The sequence below is a fragment of the Candidatus Dormiibacterota bacterium genome, from assembly GCA_035532835.1.
GTDB lineage: Bacteria > Vulcanimicrobiota > Vulcanimicrobiia > Vulcanimicrobiales > Vulcanimicrobiaceae > DAHUXY01.
In genome coordinates this window covers 1-9,553 of sequence record DATKQG010000068.1, presented here as the reverse complement: position 1 = coordinate 9,553, position 9,553 = coordinate 1, and the positions used below count along the sequence as shown (strand labels likewise).

General features: G+C 63.3%; 10 protein-coding genes. 7 read left to right on the top strand and 3 right to left on the bottom strand.

The window, feature by feature from the left end:
- Both VMW12_08690 and VMW12_08685 read left to right on the top strand, forming a co-directional pair.
- A partial coding sequence (locus VMW12_08690; protein ID HUZ49801.1) for a glycosyltransferase occupies positions 1-295 on the top strand: 295 nt, incomplete at its 5' end.
- Positions 292-1,419: a glycosyltransferase family 9 protein gene (locus VMW12_08685; protein HUZ49800.1), complete on the top strand. Its 1,128-nt coding sequence runs from the start codon at positions 292-294 to the stop codon at positions 1,417-1,419. The genes VMW12_08690 and VMW12_08685, both read left to right, overlap by 4 nt.
- Before the next feature lie 260 nt (positions 1,420-1,679).
- On the opposite strand, the gene VMW12_08680 is transcribed toward VMW12_08685, so the two are convergent.
- The 3 genes from VMW12_08680 to VMW12_08670 are packed head-to-tail and all read right to left on the bottom strand — an operon-like array spanning position 1,680 to position 4,296.
- Positions 1,680-2,432, bottom strand: a complete 753-nt coding sequence (locus tag VMW12_08680) for a type II CAAX endopeptidase family protein (GenBank protein HUZ49799.1) — start codon at positions 2,430-2,432, stop codon at positions 1,680-1,682.
- Complete coding sequence (gene rsmA / locus VMW12_08675) at positions 2,368-3,240, bottom strand: 16S rRNA (adenine(1518)-N(6)/adenine(1519)-N(6))-dimethyltransferase RsmA (GenBank protein ID HUZ49798.1); 873 nt, start codon at positions 3,238-3,240, stop codon at positions 2,368-2,370. Before rsmA ends, VMW12_08680 begins: the two co-directional genes overlap by 65 nt.
- Before the next feature lie 9 nt (positions 3,241-3,249).
- Entirely contained in the window at positions 3,250-4,296 is a 1,047-nt protein-coding gene (locus VMW12_08670) for a 3D domain-containing protein (GenBank protein ID HUZ49797.1), read from the bottom strand.
- A gap of 403 nt (positions 4,297-4,699) precedes the next feature.
- Between VMW12_08670 and VMW12_08665 the strand changes: the two genes are divergently transcribed.
- The 5 genes from VMW12_08665 to aroF form a co-directional block, all read left to right on the top strand.
- Entirely contained in the window at positions 4,700-5,854 is a 1,155-nt protein-coding gene (locus tag VMW12_08665) for a glycosyltransferase (protein ID HUZ49796.1), read from the top strand.
- Between the two features lie 46 nt (positions 5,855-5,900).
- The gene (locus VMW12_08660; protein ID HUZ49795.1) at positions 5,901-6,323 is read left to right on the top strand and encodes a hypothetical protein; all 423 of its coding nucleotides are present in this window, start codon (positions 5,901-5,903) and stop codon (positions 6,321-6,323) included.
- A 311-nt stretch (positions 6,324-6,634) separates the two neighbouring features.
- Positions 6,635-7,924, top strand: a complete 1,290-nt coding sequence (rho, locus tag VMW12_08655; GenBank protein ID HUZ49794.1) for a transcription termination factor Rho — start codon at positions 6,635-6,637, stop codon at positions 7,922-7,924.
- Positions 7,925-8,021: 97 nt separating this feature from the next.
- Positions 8,022-8,783, top strand: a complete 762-nt coding sequence (locus VMW12_08650) for a pseudouridine synthase (GenBank protein HUZ49793.1) — start codon at positions 8,022-8,024, stop codon at positions 8,781-8,783.
- Positions 8,784-8,811: 28 nt separating this feature from the next.
- Positions 8,812-9,553 (top strand): 3-deoxy-7-phosphoheptulonate synthase (gene aroF / locus VMW12_08645; GenBank protein HUZ49792.1); only part of this gene is annotated, 742 nt, incomplete at its 3' end.

The following is a 9,553-nucleotide window of genomic DNA, read 5'->3' as shown; positions in this document are numbered from 1 at the left end:
CATTCTTCCCGGAGAAGAAGACTATGGATTGGTCCCGGTCGAAGCCGCCGCAACCGGAAGGCCGACGATCGCGCTGCGCGCCGGGGGTGCGTGCGAGACCGTAATCGACGGGCAGACCGGCCTATTCTTCGACGAGCCGACCCCCGAGTCGCTCGCGAATGCGATCCGTCGCCTAGACAAGCACGCGTTCGAGCCGGCGCGTCTGCGCGAACACGCCGTGCGATTCGGCCCGCAGCGATTCATCGCCCAAGTCTCCGCGATCGTCCAACGCGTACGCTCGGAGCGCAATCGGTGAAGTGGTTCGGCCGCCGAACGCGTCAAGCGAATCTGCGCCTGCCGGTCTTCGACGAGCGCGGCGGCGCATTCGCCGCGCTGCGCAACCGGCGCATTCTCATCTACTGGCCGCACGGCTTGGGCGACTTCGTCCACTTTAGTTACGTGGTCCCGCTCCTCGATCCGAGCAATCGCTACTATCTCACGCGCTTCGGCGACGATTTCGTGCATCTCTACGACGAAGGCGAGACCGTAACGCCGATGTATTCGGGCGAAGCCGCAATCGGCGACGGCGGCGCGTTCGGCGCCCGCCACCTCGGCCTCGATTTCCGCCGCCTGCGCAATCGAGAAGAAGGCCTCGTCGTCCCGGAACCGCTCCTCGATCGCATCCGCGAAGCGAACATCGACGCGATGCTCTACACCGATTATCCCGAGCACGCCGGCGGAACGCGCTACCCATACCACACCAAAGCGCGTTCGCTCGCGCGCGATCTCGTCAGCGCCGAACGTCTCCAAACGTTCGATCTGTCGCGTCCGCTCGCGTCATCCTTGCGTTTCGACGCCCCCGCCGAAAACAAACAGGCGATCGAGGCGCACTTGCGAGCGTTCGTCGCTCCGAGCGAACACCTCTACCTGATCGCTCCCGGCGGGCACACCAACGCCGCAAAGACGTGGAACTTCTCGCACGTCGTCGAACTAGCTGCCGCATTGCGCGCGCGCGATCCCCTCGCACGCATCCTGCTCATCGACGAACGCCGCTCGTCGGCAATGGATGTCCCGGATGCGCCGCCGACGACGGCCGATCTCTTCGGCGATACGCAGATGCCGTTCGCGCACATCCTCACCACCATCATCCACGCTGCCCACGCATTCATCGGCGTGCCCTCCGGCCCGCTGCATACGGCGTTAGCGATCGGCGGCCGCCCGATCGCCGGCATCTGGCTCGCGCACTATCCCGACTGGTACGACGAACCGTGCGCGAGCGCCGTCGCGCTGGTAGGCCCGGAGCTCTATCGCAAACGCCTCGACCGGCGCGCCGCATCGCTCGATCGCCCGCCATCGCTCGCGCATACCATCGTGCCCTTCCGCGATCGCGTTCCGAACGCAACGGACGTACTCGCAGCTTTGGATGCGTTATCTTCGTAGGTCCCAACTCACACATAGTATTGACATATGGTTATTCATGACGTCATAGGGATGATTCACAACCGTGTCCGAGGAGATAGCGGGGTGGGTGATGCCGTTGGGTCGGGGCCTGTGAGGGAGGAGCGGAGCCCGGAGGGCGGGAGCGACGACGAACGGAGTAGTGTTTTTCACATGGATGTGAAAAACGCGCGCGTCCCCGTCCCAATGGTGTCGCCCGCCCCGCTATCTCCTACGAACCACGCCATAAAGCCGAATCGAGACTATTTCGTTAACTGCGGGAACGCGAAAAGTGCGATGACGGTAATGGCGTTGAATAGGCCGTGCGTGATCATCGATGCGTAGGCGTTGCGCGTACGGTAATAGACGCCGCACAGGACGATGCCGGCGAGCGCCAGCGGAAGCGCTTCGAACATGTCGCCGTGGGCTGCTCCGAAGAGCACGCCGCTGAGGATCGCGCCGAACCAGAAGCCGCGATAGCGCAAACCGATGTTGAAGACGAGGACGCGAAAGATCGTTTCTTCGGCGATCGGAGCGATCGCTACGGCGAAAATAGTAAAGAACGCGATGATCGCGGGATTATGGACGTTCCGCACCATCTGCACGACCTGTTGTTCGTGGGTGGTGTGAAAGAGCGCGTCGATGAGCGAGGCGCCGCCGTTAGCGACGATTGCCATGACCAGCGACCCGCCGATCGCGATGCCGATCTGCCCGGCACCGATCCCGCGAAAACCCAATTCGCGCAGCGAGAAACCCGAGAGGGCGGGAAGTCCGCGCAGGATGACGGCGACGACGCCCGCCTCGAGTGCGAGCTGAATGACGAGCGCCGGGACGAGCGCGACCGCTCCGCGATGGAGTTGGTGGAGGGCGATGAGCGTGCCGATACCGGCGAAGAGCACCAGCAGCGAGATGCCCAGAACCAGAAAGATGAGTTGAAGGGTGGGTTTGGCTCTAAAGCTGTTCGTCGGCCATTGCGTCGGCCAAGCGGGAGAAGGCGTGTAGGTCGAGTTGTTCACCGCGGCACTCCGGAGGAAGGGCGCTTGCTGCAATCGCGCGAGCGATCGTCGCGCGCTCGATGCCGAGCGCGAGCATCAGACTGTTGGCTAACGTCTTGCGGCGGTACGCGAACGCGGCTCGTACGACCTTTCGGAACAGCGAAACATCGCGCGGATGTACCGCGGGCGTTTCGCGCCGGAGCAATCGGACGACGGTTGAATCAATCTTGGGAGCCGGATAGAACGCCCGCGGCCCGAGCGTGAACGCCCGCTCCACGACCATTGCGTATTGAACGGCGATCGAAAGGCTGCCGTACGCCGGCGTGCCGGGTTTCGCAGCCAGCCGATTGGCAACGTCTTTTTGAATCATCACCGTCAACGACGCCGGTCCCCTTTCCATCTCGATCAGGCCGAGCATCAGCGGGGTGGCGATGTTGTAGGGAAGATTGCCGGCAACGATCCAGGCGGTATCGCCGCCGTAGGCCGCGTAGTCGAAGGTGAGCGCGTCGGCCTCGACGATGCGAGCCTTATCTAATTCGCGGCGCGCTCGCAACAGCGCGATGAGTTCGGGATCGATCTCGAGTGCCGTGACGTCGGCGCCTTCATCCAAAAGTGCGAGCGTCAACGCGCCGGTGCCCGCGCCGATCTCCAACGCGCGAACGGGCGCCGGCGCGCCTTCGAGCGCGAGGCGCGCTATGCGCCGCGCGGAGCCGCTATCCATCAGGAAATTTTGCCCGTATCGTTTCTTTGGGTGTAGCCCCCATGCTGCAAGCAGCGCTTTGGGATGCTGGAGTGCATCGGCTGCTTGCAGGGAGTCGTCGTCGACCATTCGGCCTGGTTACTTGAGGCGGTAGACCGTTACCTCGCGACGACCGAATTCGATCGCATCGCGCAACGAGTTAAAGCCCAGATCGATGCGGTTACCGCGAATCGCTCCGCCGGTATCGCCTGCAAGCGCGAAACCATATCCGGGGATATAGAGCCGCGTGCCGAGCGGGATGACGCGCGGATCGACGGCGACGATGCCGTGCCCGGCCGGCCGGCCGGTGGCGGTGATGCCGCTGCAGCCGGTGCATCCGGCGGTGTATGCCGTCGCGACCATATCCATCGCGCTCGCCGCGATGTATGCGGTGTGCTCGATGCCGCGGCGTGCGAAGCGTGCGAACGCCGCGTATTCGCCGACACCTTCGGCGACGATGCGAGGCTTGGGATTACGAACGACGCGAGATGCGACGACGGTGTGTCGCACGGGGCCGTTATCGCGTTGCGTGAACTGCATCACTACCGTACGTTCGCCGGTGCGACCCTTTGAAACGACGCGAGACGAGCCCGGTTGCATCGAGAAATCGAGGCGGTGAACGGTTTTTTCGGCGATGGTGCGCCGTTCGTTACGTTGCCAGGTGAGAACGCGTACGATACGTACGACGCCGTTTGCCGGCACGCGAGCTGCGAGCGCGGGTTGCACGCGATCGTGCGTGCCTAGTACGATGCCTTGCTCTTCTAAGAGTGCGCCGACGTCGGTTGCCGCGCTATCGACGCGACGATGCAGATGCATGCCGGCGATCGTGACCGGTACGGCCGCATTGTACGTGACGTAAAGATGGTCGGAGAGTGGAACCTGTTTGCGCGGTGCCAGATAGTCGTGCGCGCGGACGGTGATTCCGCGTTCGCGCAGGAAGCTACCGACCGTAGCCGCGCGAGTCGTTTGTTGGGTCACAACTCCGTTCGAATCGAACGAAATCACGTGCTCCATGGTCCGTTGCACTACCCCATTCGCAGCTAGAGCCGACGTAGGGTAGGTGAGAAAGCCGGCACAGACCAAGCCGGCGGTCAGAACGCTGACGGAGAGCACATGGCTCAGCCGCAGGGGGCCGCGTCCTATCATCCCTCGTTCCTTTCCTGTCCCAACCCAACGCCAAGGGCTACCGCAACACCACGCAACGGGTAGACGATGAACGAGCGGGCCGATCAGTACGTGTGGGAGAGTCGGCAGTGCCTTCTCTCGCTAAGGGCGACGGATCCAGTGGGAAACGCCTAAGTTGAGTTGTACGATCGCTTTTCGGAAGAACAAGACCCCGAGGGGAGTTGCCTTCCGGGCTGCTGTGCGAGCCGGTCATGATGCCAAGAGCGGCAGCGGCTCGCGATCCCACAGGGTGGGGATCTGAACTAACTTCGGCACTATATCACGTCGGGTGAGAGACGGGAATATGCCAGAAGTCGCTTGCCTGGAGGATTGCCCTCTTCGGGCCGTAGAGGCGGGTGCCTGCGCGGCGCCAAAAGCGGGTTGCGTGGAGCATTTGCGCATCGGTTTCTTTACGGAAGTCTACCGTCCGGTGGTCAACGGCGTCGTTGCATCGGTCGATGGTCTGGCTGCCGGCTTGCGCGAATGCGGTAACGAAGTCTACTGCTTCGCGCCGCGGATGCCGGGAGCCGAGCGGAGCGACGGCGCGGTGTTTCGCATGCCGTCGCTCCCGCTGCCGGCGCGCACGCCGTACCGGCTCACCCTTCCGTTGGTGAGTCGCCGCAACGTCAATACGGTCATCAAGCGTCTTTCGCTCATACACGTGCATTCGCCGTTCATCACCGGTTGGATGGGCTTGCGTTACGCGCGGCGTTACGGGATGCCGGTCGTGTATACGTATCACACGCAACTCGAAGCGTACGCGCACTACGTTCCATTCGAAGCGAACGCCACGCGCTACGCGGCGTCGCAGCTAACGCGGACGTTTGGGAATCTAGTCGATGCGGTGATCGTGCCGACCGCCGCGATGAGCGATCATCTGCGCGAACTCGGCGTACTGACGCGCATCGACATCGTACCTAGCGGTATCGATATCGAATTCTACGGCGCGGGACGCCGTAGCGACGAGTTGCGCACGCGCCTGGGCGCGCGGCCCGGCGAACGTCTGGTGCTGTTCGTTTCGCGTCTTGCGATCGAGAAAAATCTCGACGTCGTTTTGCGCGCGATGGCCAGCGCAAACGATCCGACGCTCAGGCTTGCGATCGCGGGCGACGGCCCGGCCCGCGGCGATTTAGAAGAACTCGCGCGGTCGCTCGGCATCTCGCGCCGCGTGGCGTTTTTAGGCGAAGTCGCGCGCGAGCAATTACCGGATCTCTATGCGAGCGCGGATGCGTTCGTCTTCCCGAGCACGAGCGAAACGCAGGGGCTCGTGCAAGCCGAAGCGTTGGCGGCGGGGAGCCTGGTGATCGCGGCCGACACGCCTCAAAATCGCGACGTCTTGGGCGGCGTGGGGATCCTGTGCGAGGTCGACGTCGCGGCGTTCGCTGCGGCCTTGCGAGCGATCCCGCTCGAGCCGGATCCTGCGACGGCGGAGCGCAGCCGGGTTGCCGCCGGGCGTTTTGCGATCGCCGACCAAGTGAAGCGGACCCTGGAGATTTACTGGAGCCTCGTCGAGGGCGGGCGCATCTCCGACTCGGCTTGACAATCGAACGTATGTTCGATACTCTTGTGGGTACGAGGGTATAGACATGCGAGCACATCACGAGCCACCAATCGAAGCCTCCATCGCCTATGCTGCCGACCGGCGCGGCGAGGGCGTTGCCTACGCCCGGTTGCGCTCCGATTCCGGAAGCCGGCTGATACGCATCCCCTTTCGCGCCCAACGCTTTGCCGGGTTGGCATCGAGAGAGATCTCCTACGCCGCGTTGAGTGCCGTCGCGGCCGCGCTCCTGGAGCGAGGCTTCAGCCGTACGCGTTTCGCGCTCGCCGATGAGGCGCTGGTGCGCGATATCAACGAACGGCGCGACGTCCCACCTCCTCTGGTGCTCCCGTACGTTCGATTGGGCTGTTCGCTAAATCGCTTCGAGGAGTACGCGGTGACGTTGGCCGGGGAGGATGATGACCTGGCGCATCGAGCGAGGTCTGAGGTCGCGCTTCACGTCGCGGCTTAGCGCCGGCTTGGCCCGAATGCCTTGAATCCCCGGCGACCCCATGTTATAGTGGGCTCGTCACTCCCCACGTTCACGTTACCGACGCGCGCAGCAGCCTCGCTTGCGAAGCGTTTGCCGTTAGACGTGTGCGACTCTTCAAGAGAGATACTCCTCTGCAACTCGAACATCGTCCCAACGAAAACGGCCGCCCGCCTCAGGGAGGCCCTGGTGGTCGTCGCCGCCGCTCGCGACGCCGGCACGGTAACCAGCCTTTCGGCAACAATCCACCGCATCAGGAGTCGTTTCGTGAGCCCGATGCCGGGCCGCCGATGATCACCGCCGCTCAACTCGGCGAGAAAACGAAAGTCGAGCTGAACGAACTCTCCAAGCAATTCGACATCCCTACACCCGTGAAACTCAAAAAAGACGAGTTGATCGCGGCGATTCTCGAGACCCAGAGCTCGCGCTCGGGCCTTGAAATGGCCAGCGGCATCCTCGACATCTTACCGGAGGGTTACGGCTTCCTCCGACGCGGCGGCTACATCATCGGTCCGGACGATATCTACGTGAGCCAGACTCAGATTCGCCGTTTCGAACTGCGGCGCGGCGACCACGTCGAAGGCCAAGTGCGGCGCCCGAAAGAGAGCGAAAAGTACTACGGCCTCATTCGCGTCGATAAGATCAACGAACTCGACCCCGAGGCCATCAAGGGCCGCAGCCTCTTCGAAAAAGGCACGCCGATCTATCCGAACGAGCGCTTCAGGCTCGAGGTGCGATCGACGCAACTCTCGACGCGCGTCATCGATCTCTTCTGCCCGATCGGTTTGGGACAGCGTGCGCTGATCGTCTCTCCGCCGAAAGCCGGCAAGACGACGCTGCTCAAGAACATCGCTAACGCGATCTCGATCAATCATCCGCAGGCGCACATCATCGCCTTGCTGGTGGACGAACGCCCCGAAGAAGTCACCGATATGCAACGCACGATCGATGGCGAGGTTGTGGCGTCGACGTTCGACGAACATCCCGAAAATCACACCGCGGTGGCCGAGCTGACGATGGACCGCGCCAAGCGGCTCGTGGAACTCGGCAAAGACGTCGTGATTTTACTCGATTCGATCACGCGTTTGGCCCGCGCGTACAACCAAGTGGTGCCGAACTCCGGCCGCACGCTATCGGGCGGTTTGGATACCGCATCGTTGCATAAGCCGAAGCGGTTCTTCGGAGCCGCGCGAAAGATCGAAGAAGGCGGTTCGCTCACGATCATTGCGACCGCGCTCATCGAGACCGGTTCGAAGATGGACGACATCATCTTCGAAGAGTTCAAAGGAACCGGTAACATGGAACTCAACCTGACGCGCAAACTCGCCGAGTCGCGCGTCTTCCCGGCCGTCGATATCAAGCGCTCTGGTACGCGCCACGAAGAACTGCTCCTCTCGACCGACGAGATGCGCAAGATCTGGATGCTGCGGCGCGCAACGGCGGTACTCAATACCGGCGATATCACCGAGATCATCCTCGACAAAATGGCGCAGACGCGCACGAACGAAGAGTTCTTGCAGTCCGTCACCAAAGAGGCGCTCTCAATGTCGCGCGGCTACGAAGACGGCGGCAACAGCCGCTAGCCTTCGCCCGGCGACGAACTCGCAGCGAATCGAAGGCCGCGCACCACGCGCGGCCTTCGTCTTCGCAGGCCCCAAGACACGCATAGGGTAGAACACGATGACCATGGATAAGCCCGCCGACGGCATTCGGCTCAACAAGTATCTGGCGCAGGCGGGCGTGGCCTCGCGGCGCTATGCCGATTTGTTGATCGCTCGCGGCAAGGTTCGCGTTAACGGTAAGACCGTCCGAGAGATGGGGACGATCGTTTCGCTCTCCGACCGGATCGACGTGAGCGGCACGCCGGTGAGCGTGCGGGACGAGCCGACCTACCTCGTGTTGCACAAGCCGATCGGCGTGATGACGACGATGCGCGACCCGCAAGGCCGACGCACCATCGTCGATCTCTTACCTAAGAACATTCCGCGCGTCGTTCCGGTCGGCCGGCTCGATTTCGATACCGCCGGCGTGCTGCTGATGACCAACGACGGCGATCTTGCCAATCGCCTTCTCCACCCGAAGTACGGCGTGGACAAGACCTATCGCGCCGGAATCTCGGGACGACTCTCCCCCGAAGACATCAAACGTCTGGGTGAGGGCATCGCTGCCGATTCGTTCCAGGCGGCCGGTGCCAAGGTCCGGGTCGTTTCGGTCCGGGCCGGATATAGCGTGGTGGATATTACCGTGCACGAGGGCCGCAATCGCCAAGTGCGCAAAATGTTCGAGGCGCTCGGCCACCCGGTGCAAACCCTCGTGCGCTTGCGGTTCGGACCGATCTCGCTCGGCGATTTGGGGCTGGGGCTCGTCCGCGGGCTGACCGAGCGCGAGCTGACGGCCTTGCAGCGTATCGCCGAGCAGCCCGAAGAACGTCGCACCCCATAACCGGCACTCGTGATAGAATCGCGCAGTCGTGGATCGATCGATCGATAGAAACCCCGAGTTGAAGCTCGTCGGCCGGGATGCCCGTACCGAGCGCACCGTCGTGCGCCTGCGGAATGGAGCCGCGTTCGGCGCGGAGACGCTGGCCATCTGCGCGGGCCCGTGCTCGGTTGAGTCTGAGGAGCAGATCGACCTCACCTCTTCGGGCGTGGCGCGGGCGGGCGCGAACGTTTTGCGCGGCGGAGCCTTCAAACCGCGTACGTCACCCTATGCTTTCCAAGGTTTGGGCCCGGCGGCGCTAGAGCTGCTGCGGGCCGCCGCCGACCGGAACGGATTGGCGGTGGTCACCGAGGTCCTGGATCCGCGCGACGTGCGGATCGTGGCGCGGTATGCCGACATGCTCCAGATCGGCGCCAGAAATATGCAGAATTTCGCGCTGCTGCGCGAGGCGGGCGAATCGGGGGTTCCGATCCTGCTCAAGCGCGGGCCCAGCGCGACGATTGCCGAATGGCTGATGGCGGCCGAGTACATTCTTGTCGCCGGAAACGACCAGGTCGTGCTCTGCGAGCGCGGGATCCGATCGTTCGATCCGGCCACTCGCAACCTCCTAGATCTCTCGGCCATCCCATTGTTGGCCGAGCTGACCCACCTGCCGGTTATCGTCGATCCGTCACACGGCACCGGGCTCGCGCGCTTGGTAGAGCCGATGGCCCTTGCGGGTGTGGCGGCGGGCGCGGACGGGCTCTTGGTGGAAGTTCATCCCGACCCGGCCG

Coding starts and splice junctions, on each gene's coding strand:
- rsmA (HUZ49798.1), bottom strand. CDS start 3,240: ATGGTCGACGACGACTCCCTGCAAGCAGCCGATGCACTCCAGCATCCC.
- VMW12_08670 (HUZ49797.1), bottom strand. CDS start 4,296: ATGATAGGACGCGGCCCCCTGCGGCTGAGCCATGTGCTCTCCGTCAGC.
- VMW12_08660 (HUZ49795.1), top strand. CDS start 5,901: ATGCGAGCACATCACGAGCCACCAATCGAAGCCTCCATCGCCTATGCT.
- VMW12_08650 (HUZ49793.1), top strand. CDS start 8,022: ATGACCATGGATAAGCCCGCCGACGGCATTCGGCTCAACAAGTATCTG.